The sequence below is a fragment of the Fundidesulfovibrio agrisoli genome (genome assembly GCF_022808715.1).
GTDB classification, from domain to species: Bacteria; Desulfobacterota; Desulfovibrionia; order Desulfovibrionales; family Desulfovibrionaceae; genus Fundidesulfovibrio; species Fundidesulfovibrio agrisoli.
The window spans coordinates 57749-77892 of sequence record NZ_JAKZKX010000005.1 but is presented as its reverse complement, the minus strand read 5'-3'; the positions used below and the strand labels follow the sequence as shown (position 1 = coordinate 77892).

Here is a 20144-nt window from a genome sequence, read left to right as displayed (position 1 = left end):
GGCGTTGCCCGCGCTCCCGGGCCGGGCTACACTGCGCCCACACCTCAACCAGCGGAGACCCCCCATGCGTCTAAGCCTCAATCTGGCACTGCTCCTGCTCGCCGCCCTCTTCTCCCCCGACTGCGTCCTGCCCGAGGCCCAAGCGCAAGCCCAAGGCCAGGACAGGACCTCCACCGGTTCCTGGGCCAAGATGCCCGCCAACGCGAAAAAGTGCTACATGACCGGCGCGGCCGCCGGCACCCGCGCCTTCGCCGAGATCACCCCGGGCGAGCCCAAGCTCAAGCGCGTGCGCGTGGACCAGGCCGTCACCAACATGGACCACTTCGCCTCCGACCCGCTCTACCAGCGCCAGCCCATGATCCTGACCGCCTACCGCAGCCTGCAGATGGCGCAGGACAAGGGCATCCGCTTCAAGGAGACCGGCGAACCCATCCGCGACCCGCAGTTCGACGACAACCTGCTCTTCGACTACCCCTGGCTCTGGCCCATCGACCTGGACGCCTTCATCCCCGAAAGCTCCGGCTCCAAGCCCACCTTCGCCCAGACCTGGCTGGGGGCGGAGCAGTTCGCCAAGATGTTCTTCCTGGAGGGTTTCGGCGACATGGCCGTGGGCTTGTGCAACCAGCGCATGGGCGACACGCCCAAGGGCCAGGCCTGCATGAAGGCCCTGATGCCGCTGCCCATGGAGGACGTGGTGACGCAGATGGACTCCATCTATCATGACCCGGCCTACGCCCGCTCCGGCTACGACCTGGTGGCCCGGGCCGCCCTGCTCAAGATGGTGGGGGACGACTGGCGGCAGGTGCTGGCCCGCAAATAGGCCGGTAACACGCATTGTAAATTCGTATTACCTGGGTTACACGATCTGCCGATCCATAACACCAGGAGGAACTCCATGTCCCGCGTCGCCCTGCTCTCGCTGCTCGCCCTGCTCGCCCTGTGCGTACCGGCGCAGGCCCACTTCGGCATGGTCGTGCCCGACCGCAACATCGTCACCAAGGACGGCCCCAAGGCCTTCAACCTGGATATCCGCTTCTGGCACCCCATGGAGAACCAGGGCATGGACATGGCCAAGCCCAAGCTCGAAGTCACCGGCAAGGGGAAACCCGAGGACGTGAGCGCGTCCCTGAAACCCGCCGCCATCGACGGCAAGCAGGCCTGGATGGCCAACTACGCCGTGAAGGCCCCTGGCGTGTACATGTTCACGGTCACGCCGCAGCCCTACTTCGAGCCCTCTGAGGACAAATTCATCCTGCACCTGACCAAGACCGTGGTCAGCGCCCTGGGCGGCGAGGACGGGTGGGACAAGCCCCTGGGCCAGAAGCTCGAGATCGTCCCCATGGTCAAGCCGTTCGCGCTGTACGCGGGCAACGTGTTCACGGGCAAGGTGCTGCACAAGGGCAAGCCCCTGGCCAACGCCGAGGTGGAGGTGGAGTTCTTCAACGCCGACGGCGCGCGCAAGGCCCCGGGCGAGGCCTACGTGACCCAGGTGGTCAAGACCGACGGGGCCGGGGTGTTCAGTTACGCCGCGCCCTGGGCGGGCTGGTGGGGCTTCGCCGCGCTCACCGACGACGACGCCAGGCTCAAGAAGGACGGCAAGGACAAGAAGGTGGAGCTCGGCGGGGTGATCTGGGTCTACTTCCACCCCGTGGCGGGGAAATAGCCGTGCGCGCTTTCGCCGCCCTCCCGCTGCTGGCCTGCCTCATTTGCGCCGCGCCCGCCCTGGCCCACAAGGTCAACGTGTTCGCCGTGGCCGAGAACGGCGCGCTGGTGGGCGAGGCCTATTTCAGCGGGGGCGGCAAGGCCATGGACTCGCCCGTGGAGGTGTACGACGCCAGCGGCGCGGTGGTGGCCCAGGGCCGCACCGGGGCGGACGGAGCTTTCCGCATCCCCCTTCCCGCCTCCTACACCCCGCCGCTGCGCCTGGTGCTCAAGGCCGGGGAAGGCCACCAGAACGATTACACCCTCACCGCTCAGGATTTGGGGCAGAACCAGGGCCTGGCCGCCAACGCGGCCCCGGCCCCCTCCTCCCCCGCCTCGGCTGGCGCCCCGGCCGCGATTGCCACGCCAGCCGCGCCAGCCGGAACCATGGATGAGGCCAGGCTGGCCGCGCTGGTGGAACAGGCCGTGGCCAAGGCCGTGCCCCCCATCGTGGAGGAGAAGCTGGCCCCCCTGCGCCTGCAACTGGCCCGCATGGCCGAGCAGGACCAGTCCGCCAGGATGCGCGACATCGTCGGCGGTCTGGGCTGGATCATCGGGCTGGTGGGCATCGCCGCCTGGTTCAAGCGGCCAAAGAAATAGAGCCTCCGACCTACGCTAGAACAACAGAGCCCCTGCCCCGCATAAACGGGACAGGGGCTTTCTATTTGGCTGGGTGCTTCCGCCCCGTTCCTAGGCGATCTTCTCCAGCACCTTGATGTCCCTGCTTTCGATCAGGGCGGCCCCGTCGCGCTGCAGCGCCTCCAGATGCGGGGTCTTGGAGTGCTTCTGCAAGAGCTCCATGCTCTCCCAGATCTCGTAGAACACGTACGCGCGAGGCTCTTCGATGCCCCGGTGCAGGTCGTACTGGACGCAGCCTTCGTCCTTGCGGGAGTGGCCCACAAGGCCCCTCAGCAGCTTCTCCAGTTCCTGGTCGCAGCCCTTTTTGGCCACCAGCGTGGCCACCACGGTCACCTGCGGCATGGCGCGCCTCCTCAGCCTTCGCCCACGGCGGGCATGCCGGGCATGGTGGCCTTGTTCTTCACCACCACCTCGCCCAGCCAGGCGATCATCCTGCCCAGGTGGCCCATGTTGCGCAGGGCCTCGGCGTCCTTGCAGACGTCGTCCGGGGCCAGGCCGTAGCCCATGTTCCAGTAGGTGGAGCCGGGGATGATCATGCCCGAAATCTGGAACAGGTGGTTCATGGTGTCGAAGACGTGGGTGGCCCCGCCACGGCGCACGGCCACCACGGAGGCGCCGATCTTGCCCGCCAGGCGGCCGCCGTTGGCGATGGAGACCAGGCCCGCGCGGTCGATGAAGGCCTTCATCTCTGCGGAGACGTCGGCGAAATAGGTGGGCGAGCCCAGGATCAGGGCGTCGGCCTCCAGCACGGCCCGGAGGGTCTCGTTGAGCAGGTCGTTATCCATGATGCAGCGGTCGTTCTTGAGCTCGAAGCACTTGTAGCAGGCCTTGCAGCCCCGGACCTTCTTGCCCCCGATGCGCACCAGGCTCGTCTCCCAGCCGGCTTCCTCCAGCGGGGCGAGCACGGCCTTGAGCAGGGTTTCGGTATTGCCGCCCTTGCGCGGGCTGCCGTTGATGGCGATGGCTTTCATGCGTGTGACCTCCTGCGCGTTCTTGACGCGTGGTGTTCTTGGCTGCCATATGCGGGCTTGCGGATAAAAACGCAAGTATGGTCTGAAATGTGCCATACTATCATTTTGTATAGTGAGGCGAGCCATGGCCAAGGCGTGCAAGACCAAGGAGTTGAACGGCAGGCAGTACCGCTGTTTTTTCGAACTGACCCTGCAAGTGATGGGCGGCAAGTGGAAGCCCATCATCCTGTATCATCTTTCGGAGGCGCGGGTGCTGCGCTTCAGCGAGCTCAGGCGCGGCATGCCCGGCGTGACCGAGCGCATGCTCACCCGCCAACTGCGCGAGCTGGAGGCGGACGGCCTGGTGCACCGCACGGTGTACCGCGAGGTGCCGCCCAGGGTGGAGTACGGGCTCACGGAGCTCGGCGCGGGGCTGGTGCCCATTCTGGACCAGTTGCGCCAATGGGGCGAAGTCTACGAGGACCGCATGGGCGGCGCGCGGCTTCACATGGGCGAGGGGTTCGAGCCGCGCTCCGGTGAGCGCGAAACCGCCGTGGGGGCATAAGCCCCGGAGCCTGGCCTGGCGGATTTCGCCAGCAGGCAATTCCCGACAGGCTGCCGCGAAAATCGAAACCCGGAGCGCGTTCGTGGCGCACTCCGGGCCGGAATGGGGGACGGCTGACTGGCGGGGCCTAACTCCGGGGCGTATCGGGCACTTCCACGGTGACGTTGCCTCGCATGCCTTCCCGGAGGCTCTTGTCCGGGTTGGGCAGGGTCAGCTGCACCTCGTAGTGCGAGGGGAACTGCGGGTCCGACTGCGCGGAGGAGATGCCCACCCGGCTCATCACGGCCTCGAAGGTCTTGCCGGGCAGCACGTCGAAGCTCACCTTGGCCTTGTCGCCCTCGCGCAGCTTGACCACCAGGGACTCGTGCACCAGGGCCCGGATGATGAGCGGGTCGATTGGCCCGATGCGCATGACGTAGGTGGGCTTGTTGATCTCCATGCCGGGCATGATGGCCGGGTTGATGGCCAGCACCACCCCGGCGTCCGGGGCCTGGATCTTGCCGGTGAAGGTCAGGTGCTTCTGGGCCTTGGGGTTCACCTTGCCGAACTTGGAGGCGAAGATTTCCTCGAAGACCTGATGCTGGTCCTTTTCGGCCTTGTAGAGCTGGCGGTTGATCTCCAGCTTCATGCGGGCCAGGTCGATCTCGCGCCGGGCGTCGGTCATCTCCTGGTCGGAGGCCAGGCCGCGCTCGGCGCGCATCCTGATTTCCTTGTAATCGGCGTTGCGCTTGTCGAGCGATATCTGCAGGCGCTCCACCTGGGTGTCGAGCATGCGCAGGTCATAGCTGGAGAGCCTGTGCAGCTCGGACTCCACCACCGAAAGGGGCAGCGAATACTCGATCAGGGGCTGCTCCGGCACCACCGTGTCCCCGATGTTGACCAGGACCTTGATGATCTTGATGGAGCCCGTGAAGGGGCGGACCAGGGTCTCCTCCTCGTCGTCCTTCTTCTTGGCGCTCTGGGCCTTGGCCTCGGCCTCGAAGGCCTTGAGGTCGGCCTCGGAGGCGTGGGGGGTGCCCAGGTCGTAGCCGTTGGGGCTGAAGGTCTTGCCCTGGAAGGTTATGGTCTCCGCGGCCGCGGGCGCGGCCAGGAGCAGCGCGGCCAAGGCCGCGTGAATGATCGTACGGATAAGCATCGTGAACCTCCGTGGGGGCCGCCGCGCTTCCGGCTGCGGCCGCCCAGGGGGCTTCTTACAGGACAATGCGGATAAACTGAACCCTCAAGGGAAGGGGCGCGGGGCGCGCCTGACGCGCCCCGCGAAGCGCCTATTCGGCGTTGAGGATGACGGAAAAGGCCTTGAACAGGGTGCAGATATCGTCGCCCACCTTGAGGTCCAGGCTCTTCACGGACTCGTCGGTGACCAGGGCGCAGACCTTGGTGCCGTCGGGCAGCTCCACCACCACCTCGGCGGCGATCTGGCCTTCGGTGATCCTCACGATCTTGCCCGCGTACTTGTTGCGGGCGCTGGTCTTGAACTTCATGTCGTCCTTGACCAGGATGACCCAGGGGGCCTTGACCGTGGCCGTGACGGGCGAACCCAGCTCCAGCTTGAGGGTGTCCATGCTGTCGTGGGTGATGGTGGAGACCACCTTGAGGCCGCTTGGGGTGGTCAGCTCCACTTCGAAGAGGATCTGGCCCTTGCGGATGTTGCTGACCTTGCCGGTGAACGCGTTGCGCGCGCTTGTTTTCATCTTTCTTTCCTTCAGGATGTAGTGGTTGACGATTCGGCTGACGTCGTCGTCGGAGAAGGCCACGTACTGCGCGGTGAGCGTGATGCTCTGGTGGCCCAGGATGGCCTGCACCACCTGAAGGGGCAGCCCGCCGCGCAGAAGCTCCACTGCCCGCGAGTGGCGCACCACCCGGGGGTTGATGTAGTCCTTGGGGATGCCGCACTCCTGGGCGCGCTCGTAGAACTTGCGGCGCACGAAGCCCTGGTCCAGCCGGAAGACCTCGCCGCGCAGGGAGGCGTTCATGGGGTCGTCCAGGAGCCTGGCCAGGGTGTTGGCTATCTCGCGGGGCAGTTGCACCTCGCGGTCGTTGTCGCCGCGGATGATGACGCAGGCGCGCTCGAAGTCGAAGTCGGCGCGGTCGTCCACGGCCAGGGCCTCGCCCAGCTTGAGCGCGCCGTAGCGGATGAGCAGATAGAGCATCCAGATGCGGCCCCGGGCGCGTTTGCGCGCCGGGCTCTTGGCGCTCTCGTACCAGTGGCGGAAGGCCTCGGTGAGGTCGTGCAGGTGGATGAAATCCAGGTGCTTGACCTCGCCGGGCACCTCGAAGGCCATGGCCGGGCACGGGGCTTTGCCCCCGCCCCCCGGGGCCTTGTCCGGGCCGCAGCCGTGACCGCTGCCGGGGCCGCTGCGCGGCAGCACCGCCCCAACACACTGGCGGGCCTGGGCCACCCGATCCAAAACGTCCTTGAGCTCCTGGTCACCGAGGGTTCCCAGGGCAGCTACGAGATCCTGCTGTTTCATTTCGGCACTCCGTGTTCAGGAATACCAATTATGTCAATATTGTCCAACGGGTCACGCTTTCACAGCTTGCGGTGACAAACCGCCGGAGTTCCAGGGGCAGGCGTCAGCCGTCGGCGGCCGCCCGGCGCTGGTCCAGGTAGTACATCACCGGCACCACCATGCGCGAAAACACGGTGGCCGCCACCTCGCCCGCCATGAGCGAGATGGCCAGCCCCTGGAAAATGGGGTCGAACAGGATCACGAAGGCCCCGGCCACCACGGCGATGGCCGTGAGCAGCATGGGCCGGAAGCGCACCGCGCCCGCCTCCACCACGGCGTCCTCGAGGCTGGCGCCCTCGCGCCTGCGCATCTCGATGAAGTCCACCAGGATGATGGAGTTGCGCACCACGATGCCCGCCCCGGCGATGAAGCCGATCATGGAGGTGGCCGTGAAGAAGGCCCCGGCCAGGGCGTGGGCCGGGATGATGCCGATGAGCGAGAGCGGAATGGGCGACATGATGGCGATGGGCGTGGTGTAGGAGCCGAACCACCCCACCACCAGGATGTACACCAGGATCATCACCACGCCGAAGGCGATGCCCATGTCCCGGAAGACCTCGTAGGTGATCTGCCACTCGCCGTCCCACTTCATGGAGTACCCGGCCAGGGACTTGGGCTGCGCCGTGTAGAGCACCGGCAGGGGCTCGCGGCCGCCCGCCTGCCAGGCCCCCTGCCCTTCCGAGCCCAGGCGCTCGAGCTCCCGGGTGATGCGGCCCATGCCGTACACCGGGCTCTCCTCTTTGCCGGCCATGTCGCCCGTGACGTAGACCACGGGCTGCAGGTTCTTGTGGTAGATGGCCGAGGGAACCGTGCGCTCCTGGATGCTGGCTATCTGCTCCAGGGAGACCATCTGGCCCTGCGCCCCCCGGAGGGGGATGGCGGGGATGTCGTCGGCGTGGGCCCTGTCGCGCAGAGGCAGGCGCACCACCACGGGGGCGTCCTCCTGGGCGGATTCGTCGTGCAGCAGCCCGGCCTGTGTGCCGCGCAGGGCCGTGGTGACCGCCTCCAGGGCGCGCCTGGGCTCGATTCCGTTGGCCAGGGCCTTGTCGCGCTCGATGCGGATGAGCCGCTCGGGTTGGGGGTCGTCCACGTACCAGTCCACGTCCACCACTTCGGGGGTATGCGCGAAGACCTCCTTGACCTGGCGGGCCACCTTGAGCCTGCCCGCGTCGTCCGGGCCGTAGATCTCGGCCACCAGGGTCTGGATCACGGGGGGGCCGGGGGGCACCTCGGCCACCTTGAGCCTGGCCCCGTATTTCTCCGCGATGGGAGCCAGGGCCAGGCGGACCTGCTTGGCGACCTCGTGGCTTTGCAGGCTCCGCTCGCCCTTGGGGGCCAGGTTCACGGCGATGTCCGCCGCGTTCTGGCCCCGGCGCAGGTAATAGTGGCGGATGAGCCCGTTGAAGGAGAACGGGCCGGACGTGCCCGCATAAACCTGCGCGTCGGCCACGTCCCCCCGCTTGAGGATTTCGGAGGCCAGCTCCCCGGCCACGCGGGTGGTCTGCTCCAGGGGGGTGCCCAGAGGCATGTCCACCACCACCTGGAACTCGCTCTTGTTGTCGAAGGGCAGCATCTTCACCAGCACCAGCTTGAGCGGGAACAGGGCGCAGGCCAGCAGGAGCAGGCCGCCCACCAGCGCCAGGAAGCCCCAGCGCTTGCGCGGCTGCCTGATGAGCCCGGCCATGAGCCGCTTGTAGAGCCTGGTGCCCGCGTCGTCCCCGTGGGCGTGGGCCTTGGCGGGCCTGCGCCCCAGCACGCGCTTGGAGGTCCAGGGGGTGATGACGAAGGCCACGCCCATGGAGAGCAGCATGGCCAGGGAGGCCCCGATGGGCATGGGCCGCATGTACGGCCCCATGAGCCCGCCCACGAAGGCCATGGGCATGATGGCCGCGATGACCGTGAAGGTTGCCAGCACCAGGGGGGCGCGCACCTCGTTCACGGCCTCGATGATGACCTGGCTGAAGGGCCGTTTGGCGCTGCCCGGCAGGTCCAGGTGGCGCACGATGTTCTCCACGTCCACGATGGGGTCGTCCACCAGGATGCCGATGCAGAAGATGAGCGCGAAGAGCGTGACGCGGTTGAGCGTGTAGCCCAGCAGCCAGTACACGGCCAGGGTCACGGCCAGGGTCACGGGCACGGCCACCATGACCACCAGGCTGGCCCGCGCGCCCAGGAACAGGGCCACGATCAGGCCCACGGAGAGCGCCGCCAGGAGCAGGTGCTCCAGAAGCTCGTGCACCTTGGCCCGGGCCGTCTCGCCGTAGTCGCGGGTGGTCTCCGCCTCCACCCCGGCGGGGATAACGAAGCCCTTGAGCCCCTCCACCCGCGCGAACACCTCCTCGGCCAGCCGGGTGGCGTTCTCGCCCGCGCGCTTGGCCACGGTGAGGGTCACGGCGGGCTCCATGTCCGGGGTCTGGCCCTTGGCAGCCTTGGAGGCGCGCCCGCGCAGGAAGAACACGTAGTCACCGGGCTCGTCGAAGCCGTCGGTGATCCTGGCCACGTCGCCCAGGTACACGGGCCGTGAATCGCGCACGGTAAGCACCGCGCGGGCCAGCTCCTTCTGCGAGCGGAAGAAGTTGTCCAGCCGGACGGACACGGCCTGGCCGTCCTGCATGGTCTCGCCCACGGTTTCGCCCTGGTTCTGGCCGCGCAGGGCCTCCAGCACGTCCACGGCGTCCAGGCCGTTGGCGCGCAGGCGCTCCTGGTCCAGCTCCACCATCACGGCCCGCTTGCGCCCGCCGATAACCGAGGTTTCCGAAACGCCGGGGATACGCCGGACCTCCTCGTTGACTTGCAGGGCCACCGTGCGCAGCTGGCGCGAATCCAGACCGCCGCCGTGGAAGGTCAGGGCCACCACGGGCACGTCGTCGATGGAGCGCGGCTTGAGGATGGGCTGGGAGCAGCCCTGGGGAATCCAGTCCAGGTGCTGGTAGAGCTTGGCGTAGGTCTTGACCGTGCTCTTCTCGGTGTCCTCCCCCACCTTGAAGCGCACCACGGTGAGCGCAGCGCCGTCCTGCGCGGTTGAATAGACGTATTCCACCCCGGGTATCTCCCACAGGAGCTTCTCCATGGGCTCGACCACGCGGTTCTCCACCTCCTTGGGCCCGGCCCCGGGCATGGAGACGTGGATGTCGATCATGGGCACCACGATCTGCGGCTCCTCCTCGCTGGGGGTGCCGGTCACGGCGAACACGCCCAGCAGCAGGGCCGCCAGGATGACCAGGGGCACCAGCTTGGAGTCCACGAAGTAGGCGGTGATGCGCGTGAGGGCGTCGTGCCCGTGCGGCTTGGGGGGCTCGTGGGCGCTCATTGGCCCGCCTCGGCGATGCGGTCGCCCTGGCGCAGGGTCTCCGTGGCGGAGCAGACCACGCGCTCACCGCCGGAGAGCCCGGAGAGCACCTCCACGTAGCCGGGCGCGCCGGGCGCGTCGAAGGCTTCGGAATCCGTGAGGAAGGGCTTGCCCTCCAGCATGACCTTCACGAAGCGCCCGCCCGGCTTGACCACCCTGAACTCCGCCGTGCCTGATGGCCCCACCACGAACACCGCCGGGAGGTCCCCGCGCATGCGCAGGCAATCAAGGGGCAGCAGCAGCTTTTTGGAGGTCCGCACCGGCAGGAACACCCGCCCGTACATGCCCGCCTTGGGCTGGGCCGCGCCGGCCTTGGGCAGCTCCGCCTTGAGCTTGAAAGTACGGCTGGCCGGGTCCACCCGGCCCACCACGGCGCTCACCTTGGCCGCGAAGGGCTCCGGCCCCAGCGCGGGCACGGCCCCCACAATCTGCTGGCCCAGCTTGAGCCCGGGCAGCAGGCTCTCGTCCACCTGGGCCACCAGGTCGAAGCCGCTGGCCACGTCGTCGATCATGGCCAGGGGCTGCCCGGCGTTCACGAAGGCCCCCAGGTCCACGTAGCGCCGGGCCAGCACGCCGTCGAAGGGCGCGGCGATGCGGGTGTACGCCCCCAGGGACTTGAGCTCCTCCTTCTGGGCGGCAACTGTCCTCTCGCGCGCGGCGTTTGCCTCGACCTCGCGGGCCAGGGCCAGGTATTCCGTCCTGGCCTTGTCGTAGTCGTCCTGGCTGATGACCTTCTGGGCCAGCAGCTTCGTGAGCCGCTCCAGGTTGGCCTTGGCGTGGGCGGCGCGGGCCTCCAGGGCCTCCCGCTCGGAGGCGGCCTGGGCGGCGGAGGCTGTCAGGCCCTGGGCGCGGCTTTGCAGGTCCTTGTCGTCGATGCGCATGATGGGGTCGCCCGCCTTGAGGGCCGCGCCCTCGCGGGCCATGACCTCAACCACCGCGCCGGAGAGCTTGCTGGCCAGGGTGACGCTGTTGCGCGACTCCACCTGGGCCGGGAAGGAGCGGCACTCCACGGCCTCCTCCACGCTGAGCACGTTGGTGCGGGCCGTGACCGTCCTCACGGCCGGTGGCGGAGCCTCGTGGCCGCAGGCGGCCAGGAGCGAGGCGATCAGAAGCAGGGCCAGGCTCGGCCCGAGGGTTGGCGGGTGAAGGCGCATGGGCGGCTCCGTTTCCGGGTCTCCCCGGTATGGAATGGATTCTTGCGCCAAGCCTACCCCAATATTGCGGCTGCGCCAATCACCCGCGCGAACCGACGTTCATTCCTCCCGCCAAAGTATGTCTTGTGTTGCACGGGCGATCCACCCCGTTACTTTCGTGTCGCGCGGCCTGTTTTGCATCTTAGCTGCCGGAAGATACGTCTCGTCGGCCGGAAGATGGCCTCCTCCTTTTCCGATCCGGCATCGCGACCGTCCGTCATGGCCGCACCACTGCCTGGCGGGAGCCGGCCTGCCTGGCCCGGCGCGCAATCGACGCTCGACGCCGGATTTGCTTTGGCCTACGAAAGGGAGGGCTCACCCACGACCCCCCAACACCTGACGACAAGGCGGAGCATGAACACCCACGATTTCCGAGACGGAGCGGGCGCCCCCGGCCAGGCACGCCGTGCCGCCCTGACCGTGCTGGCCCTTCTCCTGCTGGTGTTGGCCCTGTCGGGCTGCGCCGGGGTCACGGTCAAGCCCAGCCCCATATCGCAGCGCTTCGACGCCCTGGACCGCAGCGCCATCAACTCCTCCAGGCCCAGCGAGCTCACCCTGGGCTTCCTCAAGCAGCGCGACATGGCCGCCCAATGGGAGAACGACCCCGAGGGCCTCATCGCCCGCCTGGACGCCAAGTACCACGCCGACCCGGGCCTGGGCACGCTGTTCGCCCTGGTGGAGCTGTCGCACCTCCAGGCCAAGAGCCTGGCCGCGCAGCCGGACAAGGCCGCGCGCTACGACCTCTCCTGCGCGCTCTACGCCTACCTGTTCCTGTTCGACCCCAGGGTCGCCACGCCGCAAAGCTACCTGCGCCCCAACATGCGGCTCGCGGCCGAGTTCCACAACCGCTCCCTGACGCGGTACCTGCTGTTCGCCCGCAAGGCGGGCATCCGCTTCGAGAAGGGGCTGGCCCTGCCCCTGGCCGCAGGGTCCCTGGTGCTCGAGGAGCGGCGCAGCGGGCTGCCCTTCGACCCCGAGGACATCTCCGACGTGCACCTGGCCTTCGAGTTCGCCGTCTCCGGGCTGGACGTCACCTACTCCCTGCCCGGCATGGGCGTGCCGCTCATACTGGTGCGCGACGGCTCGCCCAAGGATGAACGCCCCGAGGACCGCTTCCTGCCCAAGGTCCGCCAGGTACTGGCGGCCACGCTCTTCCTGCGCATCGACACCGAACCGGGAGCGGACCCCGGCGGCGGGGCCGTCTACCGGAGCAGCCTGGAACTCTACGACCCCATGCGCGCCAGCACCGTGCAGGTGGGGGCCGAGACCGTGCCCCTGGAGTCCGACACCACCACGCCCCTGGCCTGGATGGCCGCCCACGCCAAGCCGGAGGGCGGCATCAAGGGCCTCATGGACCCCGAAGCCATGAAGGCGGCCCAGGGCCTGTACATGCTCCAGCCCTACCAGCCGGACAAGATACCGGTGGTGTTCGTGCACGGGCTCATCAGCTCGCCCATGACCTGGCTGCCCATGATAAACGGGCTCATGGGCGACCCGGAGCTCAGGGAGCGCTACCAGTTCTGGTACTTCTCCTACCCCACGGGAAACCCTGTGTTCTATTCGGCCACGCTGCTGCGCGACTCCCTGGAGCACGTGCGCCGCACCTACGACCCCGAGGGCAGGAACCCCGCCTTCAACAACATGCTCATCGTGGGGCACAGCATGGGCGGGCTGCTGAGCAAGGCCATGGTGCAGGACAGCGGGGACCGGCTCTGGAACCTGTTCTCCGCCAAGCAGCCCTCCGAGCTGAACCTGCCGCCGGACGTGCGCGAGCTGCTGAACAAGTCCTTCTTCTACAAGCCGCTGCCCTTCATCACTGAGGCGGTGTTCATCAGCACCCCGCACCGGGGCTCGGCGATGGCCCTGGGCACCATCGGCAGCATCGGCAGGGCCCTGGTGACCCTGCCCCTGACCCTGGCCAAGGCCGGGGCCACGCTGCTGGCCACCGTGGGCACGCCCAAGGCGGGCGTCGAACTGAAGGGCCTGCCCACCGGAATCGACAGCCTCTCCCCCAAGAACCCCATGCTCACCACCACGGCCTCCATGCCCGTGGCCGTGCCCTTCCACTCCATCATCGGCAACGAGGACAAGGCCGGGGTGGCCGGGGGGACGGACGGCGTGGTGCCCTACTGGAGCTCGCACCTGGACGGGGCGCGGACGGAGCTGATCGTGAAGTCCGGCCACGGCGCGCACGAGAACCCGCTGGCCATCCGCGAGGTGCGCAGGATCATGCAGGAACACATGAAATCCAACGGCGAAAGGCCTCAATAAGGGGAGCGCGCCCGGGGGCGGCCCTCGGGCGCGCGCAGCCGATGCGGCCCGGCCTCGGGATTGATCGGAAGAAAACGAAAGCGGAAGCCGCCCGGAGCGATGCTGCGGCCGCGACCGCATACCCGGGATTCCCCTTACAGACTCGGCCGGTTGCGTATCGTATGATCCCGCACGCGCCCCGCCCGTGGGCGCGCAACCGACCGTTTAGGAGCGAACGCATGGTCAAAGGGTTTCTCATCGCCTCCCTGGCCCTGGCGGCCTTGGGCCTGTCGCCGGCCGGCGAATGCCAGGCCAGGGACGTGACCGGGCGCTACGTCTACAACGAGCGCGGCTACAAGGGCACCATGACGATCTCGCGCATGGGGCCGGGCTACGTCTTCAAGTTCAAGACCACCAGCACGAGCAACGGCCAGATGTGCGACTTCGAGACCTTCGAGACCCCCATGGACGAGGGCGGCGGCCGCGTGGACGACGACCTCCCGGCCAAGGGCGGCACCAGGGACGACGGCATCAAGTTCACCATCTCCTTCAAGGGGGACGCCGCCGTGGTGGACGTGGAGTCCAAGGGCGGCGAGTGCGGCATGTCGGGTTATTTCGGCGGCACCTACCGCAAGGCGAAGTAGACGGCCTGGCCGCTCCCGGCACGGCGAAGCGGGTCGGCTCCGGCGGGGCCCGCCTGCGAGGCCCCCGACGGCATGTGGCTTCTTCGTGATAAGAGACCGCCCGCGCCAAGCAGGCGCCGAGGCATGACTGCGATGCGGAGCAAAGAAAAAGCGGCTTACGCTTGTGGCGTAAGCCGCTGATTTTCGTGGCGTCCCGAAGGGGATTTGAACCCCTGTTAACGGCGTGAAAGAAATGTTGTCCCACCCAATTCGCACTTGATTAGCTACCGATTCCGATTAATTGCATGGACACAGAGACCATAGGGCCATATATACGGCCTACGCACGTCTCCATACGCAATCTCAAGTAGTAGCCATAGCCGACCAGCTACTCAAGAATTAGACTGCAAAGCCTGTAATTGCACTTAACTGACCAGAGATGTAGATATATACCGTTAGAAGCGGAAGAGGTGACTCCATGGAAAAAGACGGTGCCTGGATATTTCTGTCTCACTCTAATAAGGACTGGAATAAGGTCCGGAAAGTCCGCAACTATCTTGAAGAAAAAGGGAACAGACCGCTTTTATTCTTTCTTAAATGCATGGATGATGACCAAGAGCTTGACAGATTGATAAAGCTTGAGATTGAATCACGCTCATGGTTTCTTTTGTGTGACAGTGAGAATGCACAAAAATCAAAATGGGTTCAGAATGAAGTCTCTTATATAAAACAACTTACTGGGAAGTATTATGAAGCCATTGACCTGAACGGCCCACTTCATGATCAAATTGACAAGATTAACAGACTGATCAAGCGTGCCACTGTTTATATTAATCATACAAGGGATGATCTGGATGTTGGCGTTAATATCGCTAAAGAGCTCGAAAAGCACGACTATATTTTAAAAAGTTTTCTAGATTTTGGAACTGACTTTTCCAAATCAATGACATCCTTGATTCGTGAGGCACTTGACTGCGGTTTCGTCTTATTTTTACTAACTCAAACTTCCATCTTCTCCACAGCTACAATCGCAGAGATTGAAGTTGCAGTAGAGTACGCTGCTAAAAATAATTATATGGATTATATTATTCCGATTACGCTAGTCGACCCAAGATATTTAATGTCGGTCATGCCTGCTCACATCAAGATGCTGCTCTACGACTTGAGATGGGAGGATTTTTCAGAAGGAGACTTTCATCAAAACATTCAATCACTAGTTGCACGAATGAGAGATCGTCGGAGGGATTAACACTACACCTTCAGTTGCAGTGCCGATCGTGGCCCGCCATCCTGTATCTGAGCGCCAGTCTCCTTGATAAGGCTAGGGTACCCCTGGATAACATGCAGGCTATCCTTCGGCGAACGTCAGCGACCACGGCAGCCAAGTACATGCATAACCTGCGGTGGGCCGCTATCGTGCTCAACGACGTTTTTCAGAAACGCGGCCCTGTGTGCCAAAACAACAAATGCCCACTGGCTTTGATCCAGCAGGCTTAAAATCTGTATCCACAATCTGTTTCCAGGGCCAAGAAAAAAGGGCCTACTTTCGTAGACCCTTGATTTCTTTGGCGTCCCCAAGGGGATTTGAACCCCTGTTAACGGCGTGAAAGGCCATAACCATACATTTTCCTGCGCTTCTCCACTGCCGTCATATCTACGATAATCATTGATTTTATTTACTCTTGACTTCTCCACCCTACCCTCTATTTACAGCTTGCCTGTGGGGAAGAGTGTGGGGAAGAAATTTGACGGCTCTCCCAGGCAACACCGAAAGGAGCCTGTCATGCCTGCCGCTAAACGCATCAAGACGCAGTACCCCGGCGTAACCTTCATCGAAGCGAAGTCGGTCGCCACCGGCAAGCCTGAGCGCATCTATTACATCCGCTACCGCCGCGACGGGAAGCTGGTAGAGGAAAAGGCGGGGCGGCAGTTCCAGGACGACATGACCCCCGCGAAGGCCAACGCCCTACGCGCCCGGCGTATGGAAGGCATGGAGGAATCCAACGCACGGCGGCGAGAGGCGGAGCGGGCCGCGCGAGATGCCGAGGCCGGACGCTGGACCCTGGCCAAGCTCTGGGAAGAGTACAAGGCGCATCATCCCGAGCGCCCCGGCGCACACACCCTGCGCAGCGACGATTCCCGCTTCAAGAAGTATCTGCTGACCCCTTTCGGCGACAAGGAGCCCTCCCAGATCATCACCCTGGAAGTGGACCGCCTGCGGGTAAAGCTGCTCAAGTCCAAGAGCCCCCAGACGGTCAAGCATGTGCTGGCCCTGCTCAAGCGCATCATCCGCTTCGGGAAGATCAAGGGCCTTGCAGCAGCGCCGGGACCGGGCAAGCTGCACATCACCATCCCCCTGGTGGACAACGAAACCACGGAAGACCTGAACCCGGAGGAGCTGGCCCGCCTGCTCCAGGCTTTGGAGGCGGAAACAAACCTCCAGGCCAGGAGCCTCATGCTGCTGGCCCTCTACACCGGGATGCGCCGGGGAGAGCTGTTCAAGCTGGAGTGGCGCGACTTGGATTTCGAGCGCGGCTTCATCCACATCCGCGCGCCTAAGGGCGGCAAGAGCCAGAAGATACCCATGAACGCGATGGCCCGCAGGGTTCTTGAGGAACACTCCCCCACGCCGGGCAGCCCGTTTGTGTTCCCCGGCCAGGGCGGCGGACAGCGGCGGACCATCCAGGTTGCCTCGAACAAGATCAAGGCCCGGGCCGGGCTTCCCCCTGAATTTCGACCCCTGCACGGCCTGCGGCACCTGTTCGCCTCCACCCTGGCTTCGAGCGGCGAGGTGGACCTGTACGCCCTGCAAAAGCTGCTCACCCACAAAAACGCGCTCATGACCAAGCGCTATGCCCACCTGCGGGATGAAGCCATGAAGCGGGCCTCGGACGTAGCCGGGGATATCTTTGGACAACTGGCCGCCAAGGGGCAGGACGCAGCCAGGAGCGCCAACGTGGTCAATATGGACAGCCGCAGCCAGGACCGATAGAGAGCGTGATGGGGAATTGAGACCATGAAGGGCCTGCGGCATTCCTACGGGATTGCCGCAGCACCCAAGTGGGGGCAACGCAATGAGCATCCAGTACGTGACGGATGACGCCGGGAACAAACTGGCCGTGCTGATCCCAGTTGAGGAGTGGAAGGCCATCCAGGACCGGCTGGCGGAACGCTCCGCAGGTAGGCCGGTTGAGGTGTTCGGGCTGACCGTGCTCGAAGCCAAGGAGACGCGTGCCCGCCTGGAGGCTCTCGCGTCCGATTGGGATTCCTTGGAAATGGACGCATACGACCACTACGACGAAGCAAAGGCCCCCCATGAAAGGCGGTGAGGCGTTGCGGTGCGTGTAGGGTTTGTGAGGCGTCCTACCTCCTTGAACATCAGTCTCTCTCAGCACGCTACCAACCTGACAGCCCCAAGGGGGATAGCGGCCCCCACGTTAAGTGCAGTCTATCCCCGCCGTCTTCATCATTGACGGACTTGAAACGACAAATCGAGCGTGTCCCCCGACAAGGTTTCCTTGCCGCCAGAACCTCAACCTTGAAATTTAAACTATTTTATTTCAGGATATTACTCCAAAACTCGCCCAATACGAGGTTCATGATCCGCACGCTATTGCCACCCAATCCACACGCGTAACATTTCGATATTTAATGATATTTTTTGTAGCGACAAGTAGACGGTGTTGCATAATAACCTGTGATTTCAGATTATTACAACCGCATTTTGCCCTGGTACAAGGGTACTTGATTTTGGCTTTCCCTGTGTTACGCTTTTCTTGCCCCAACTATGATCCAGACAATTCCCGACCATAGCCGCCCAAAGGAGATTTTTAATGTCCATCAAGGACAAGCAGCCCACAGGGCTGTCTCATGACGTTTTTTCTGGGATACACCCCAGGCTAATCCCTGTACTGGAGAATGTTGGCGGCGTTCTGCTCAACGCGAGAGCGCGAGGATTCACGGGCATGATCCTATTCGGCGTTCACATGGCATCTGGAACGCCAAAAGAACAACCTGTGATATTCCAACAGACATAAGGCCACACGGCCTTAGCGTCCGGCAACCGTAGCGCCCAAAAGGCCACCTACAGCCCGGCTGAACCGCACACCATGCGGTTTAGCCGGGCTTTTTTTGTTCAGGAGGAAAAAGAAATGAAGGCATTTCAGACAGAATCCGCTGACAACACACAACAGGAGCGCCGTATGACCAGCCCCCACAAGTCCCTCAACGAACGCGCAGCCGCCGAACACCTGGGCCTTTCCGTCCGCACGCTTCAGAAGCGCCGCTTCGAGCGGCAAGACCCGCCTTACCTGAAAATCGGGCGCAGCGTCCGCTATCGTCTGGAAGACCTGGACGCGTTCCTGGACGCACACCGGATCAACCCTGGCAAGGGTGCTGCCCATGAGTAGCGCCCAGAAAAAGCAAAACCCCGGCGGCCACCGGGGTAGTGCTGAAAACAGAAGCTGCAACACCTTCTTTCTGCCGGAGCCCTGTTCACGAGTCAAGGCAATAGACCTATCCAAGTCGCCCCCTGCCGCGCCGGATGCGGAGGCCGCAGTGCTGGCCGCCTCCATCCTCAAACCGGAGCGCCTGACCCTGGCTGCGGAGAGCCTGACACCCGAGGACTTCCACGCGCCCGACCATCGCTCCATCTACGGGGCGATGCTAGCGCTGCGCAGCAACGGCAAGGGCGTAGACCTCTTGACCCTGGCGGATGAGCTGTCCCGCCTGGGCAGACTGGACACCGTGGGCGGTTCCGTTCGGCTGGCGGAAATCGCAAGCCTGGGCTGCTTGGGGAACTTCCCGGAGCATCTGGGGATTCTCAAGGAGATGACCGCGCGCCGGAAGGTCATCGGCGTGGGCCTCGCGCTGTATGACGGCGGCCATGATCTTTCCGCCAACCTGCCCGACCTGGCTCAAATGGCCTGCAACCTCGGAGCCGCCGTCGTGGCGGGCAAGCCCCGCCTCGTGGTGGCGGACGCAGCGCAGCTCCTTTCCATGCAGTTGCCGCAGCGGGAATACTTCCTGAACCCCGTCATTCCACGCCAGGGCCTCGTGATGATCTACGCTCCGCGCGGCGTAGGCAAGACGTTCGTGGCCTTGACGCTGGCCTATGCCGTGGCGTCCGGGCAGCGGGTGTTCCGCTGGCAGGCTCCCCAGCCCCGCCGCGTGCTCTACCTGGACGGTGAGATGCCCGCCAGCACCATGCAGGAACGCCTGGCGGCCATCGTGACCGGTTTTGAACAGGAGCTGCCCGGCCCGGACTGGCTGCGCTTCATCACGCCGGACCTCCAAGGCATCGGAGCGCGAATGCCGAACCTGGCTACTCCCGAGGGGCAGGCGGCTCTGCTGCCCCACTTGGAAGGTGTGGACCTGGTTATTCTGGACAACCTGGCCACACTGGCGCGTGCTGGCCGGGAAAACGACGCCGAAGGCTGGTTGCCCGTACAGGAGTGGATGCTTGGCCTGCGCCAGCGCGGCCTGAGCGTCTGCCTGATTCACCACGCGGGCAAGGGCGGCCAGCAGCGGGGCACGTCCAGCCGGGAAGACGTGCTCGACACCGTGATAGCCCTGAAACGTCCGCCGGACTACCGGCAGGAAGAGGGCGCGCGCTTCGAGGTCCATCTTGAAAAGGCGCGGGGCATCTGCGGTGATGAAGCCAAGAGTTTCGAGGCCACGCTTGATGCCCAAGGCGAGGCCCTGGTCTGGCGTTGCAAGGACATAGAGGACGTGCGCCTTGCCCAGGTGCAGGCGCTGCATTCCGAAGGCATGACGGTCCGGGATATTGCCGAGGAAACGGGCATTGCCCGGTCCACCGTTCACCGGATGGTCAAGAAGCTGAAGGCGGCTTAGATGAGCGCCCCTACCCCGAGCGCTCCCCTGTCCCACTGTCCCATTCCCTATAGCGTGGGACAGTGGGACAAAACCCCAGAGCGTGGGACAGGCGGTGGGACAGGAAATGAGCCCGCCAGCCTGAAGGCGTTGGCCGCCAAGGTTTTGCTGTCTGTCCCGCGTGGGACAAATTATGGGACATTCCGTGAGACAGATAGAAAACAGGTGGGACAAAACGCAGATTTCGCGGCCAGTTTTGTCCCACCCCCAAAGCACTCCGCCCCGGGAGAAAACGGCTCTGACCGGAGCCCCATACGCGAAGACTCCGCTTCCATTCCTGCCGACGCCTCCAACCTGGAGGCACTGGCCGCGTTCGAGCGTGACCCGCGCGGGGTCATCGCCTGGCTTGGCCAGCAGAAAGAGGGGCAGCCCGCGCACCTGCTCCCGCGCTGGGCGGCTGCGATCCAGGCCGAAGCCCGGCGGCGGCTGGCGGAGATGGCGGAATTAACGCCCCTGAAACGTGCATTTTCCG

At 64.7% G+C, this 20144-nt stretch carries 18 protein-coding genes; 12 read left to right on the top strand and 6 right to left on the bottom strand.

The window, feature by feature from the left end; genetic code table 11:
- Window positions 1–64 precede the first annotated feature (64 nt).
- The 3 genes from MLE27_RS05380 to MLE27_RS05370 all read left to right on the top strand — a co-directional run bounded on the left by MLE27_RS05380 (window position 65) and on the right by MLE27_RS05370 (window position 2301).
- Window positions 65–820: a hypothetical protein gene (locus MLE27_RS05380; RefSeq protein ID WP_243310871.1), complete on the top strand. Its 756-nt coding sequence runs from the start codon at window positions 65–67 to the stop codon at window positions 818–820.
- 75 nt (window positions 821–895) lie between these two features.
- A complete protein-coding gene (locus MLE27_RS05375; RefSeq protein WP_243310870.1) occupies window positions 896–1663 on the top strand; it encodes a DUF4198 domain-containing protein in 768 nt (255 codons plus the stop codon).
- Between the two features lie 2 nt (window positions 1664–1665).
- Entirely contained in the window at window positions 1666–2301 is a 636-nt protein-coding gene (locus MLE27_RS05370) for a hypothetical protein (RefSeq protein ID WP_243310869.1), read from the top strand.
- Window positions 2302–2391: 90 nt separating this feature from the next.
- On the opposite strand, the gene MLE27_RS05365 is transcribed toward MLE27_RS05370, so the two are convergent.
- Complete coding sequence (locus MLE27_RS05365) at window positions 2392–2682, bottom strand: putative quinol monooxygenase (RefSeq protein ID WP_243310867.1); 291 nt, start codon at window positions 2680–2682, stop codon at window positions 2392–2394.
- A gap of 11 nt (window positions 2683–2693) precedes the next feature.
- Window positions 2694–3311: a flavodoxin family protein gene (locus tag MLE27_RS05360; RefSeq protein WP_243310866.1), complete on the bottom strand. Its 618-nt coding sequence runs from the start codon at window positions 3309–3311 to the stop codon at window positions 2694–2696.
- 124 nt (window positions 3312–3435) lie between these two features.
- Between MLE27_RS05360 and MLE27_RS05355 the strand changes: the two genes are divergently transcribed.
- Window positions 3436–3855 (top strand): winged helix-turn-helix transcriptional regulator, encoded by a 420-nt coding sequence (locus MLE27_RS05355; protein WP_243310865.1) that lies wholly within the window; start codon window positions 3436–3438, stop codon window positions 3853–3855.
- Window positions 3856–3982: 127 nt separating this feature from the next.
- Here the strand turns inward: MLE27_RS05355 and MLE27_RS05350 are convergent, their stop codons facing one another.
- From MLE27_RS05350 to MLE27_RS05335, 4 genes are all read right to left on the bottom strand, one after another.
- The gene (locus MLE27_RS05350) at window positions 3983–4990 is read right to left on the bottom strand and encodes an efflux RND transporter periplasmic adaptor subunit (RefSeq protein WP_243310864.1); all 1008 of its coding nucleotides are present in this window, start codon (window positions 4988–4990) and stop codon (window positions 3983–3985) included.
- A gap of 130 nt (window positions 4991–5120) precedes the next feature.
- Window positions 5121–6326 carry a TOBE domain-containing protein gene (locus MLE27_RS05345; protein ID WP_243310863.1) on the bottom strand — a complete coding sequence of 402 codons (1206 nt, stop codon included), beginning with the start codon at window positions 6324–6326 and terminating at the stop codon, window positions 5121–5123.
- A 103-nt stretch (window positions 6327–6429) separates the two neighbouring features.
- Window positions 6430–9675 (bottom strand): efflux RND transporter permease subunit, encoded by a 3246-nt coding sequence (locus MLE27_RS05340; protein WP_243310862.1) that lies wholly within the window; start codon window positions 9673–9675, stop codon window positions 6430–6432.
- Window positions 9672–10868, bottom strand: coding sequence for an efflux RND transporter periplasmic adaptor subunit (locus MLE27_RS05335; protein ID WP_243310861.1), 1197 nt, complete (start codon window positions 10866–10868; stop codon window positions 9672–9674). Before MLE27_RS05335 ends, MLE27_RS05340 begins: the two co-directional genes overlap by 4 nt.
- A gap of 393 nt (window positions 10869–11261) precedes the next feature.
- Here MLE27_RS05335 and MLE27_RS05330 point away from each other — a divergent pair, with 393 nt between their 5' ends.
- From MLE27_RS05330 to MLE27_RS05295, 8 genes are all read left to right on the top strand, one after another.
- Window positions 11262–13178, top strand: a complete 1917-nt coding sequence (locus tag MLE27_RS05330; protein WP_243310860.1) for an esterase/lipase family protein — start codon at window positions 11262–11264, stop codon at window positions 13176–13178.
- A 218-nt stretch (window positions 13179–13396) separates the two neighbouring features.
- Window positions 13397–13801 (top strand): hypothetical protein, encoded by a 405-nt coding sequence (locus MLE27_RS05325; RefSeq protein ID WP_243310859.1) that lies wholly within the window; start codon window positions 13397–13399, stop codon window positions 13799–13801.
- Between the two features lie 457 nt (window positions 13802–14258).
- Window positions 14259–15029 carry a toll/interleukin-1 receptor domain-containing protein gene (locus MLE27_RS05320; protein WP_243310858.1) on the top strand — a complete coding sequence of 257 codons (771 nt, stop codon included), beginning with the start codon at window positions 14259–14261 and terminating at the stop codon, window positions 15027–15029.
- 534 nt (window positions 15030–15563) lie between these two features.
- Window positions 15564–16772: a tyrosine-type recombinase/integrase gene (locus tag MLE27_RS05315; protein WP_243310857.1), complete on the top strand. Its 1209-nt coding sequence runs from the start codon at window positions 15564–15566 to the stop codon at window positions 16770–16772.
- 82 nt (window positions 16773–16854) lie between these two features.
- Window positions 16855–17109, top strand: a complete 255-nt coding sequence (locus MLE27_RS05310) for a hypothetical protein (RefSeq protein WP_243310856.1) — start codon at window positions 16855–16857, stop codon at window positions 17107–17109.
- Between the two features lie 504 nt (window positions 17110–17613).
- Window positions 17614–17817, top strand: coding sequence for a hypothetical protein (locus MLE27_RS05305; protein ID WP_243310855.1), 204 nt, complete (start codon window positions 17614–17616; stop codon window positions 17815–17817).
- A gap of 165 nt (window positions 17818–17982) precedes the next feature.
- Window positions 17983–18189, top strand: coding sequence for a helix-turn-helix transcriptional regulator (locus MLE27_RS05300; protein WP_243310854.1), 207 nt, complete (start codon window positions 17983–17985; stop codon window positions 18187–18189).
- Window positions 18182–19633: an AAA family ATPase gene (locus tag MLE27_RS05295; protein ID WP_279355690.1), complete on the top strand. Its 1452-nt coding sequence runs from the start codon at window positions 18182–18184 to the stop codon at window positions 19631–19633. Before MLE27_RS05300 ends, MLE27_RS05295 begins: the two co-directional genes overlap by 8 nt.
- The last annotated feature ends 511 nt before the right edge of the window (window positions 19634–20144 follow it).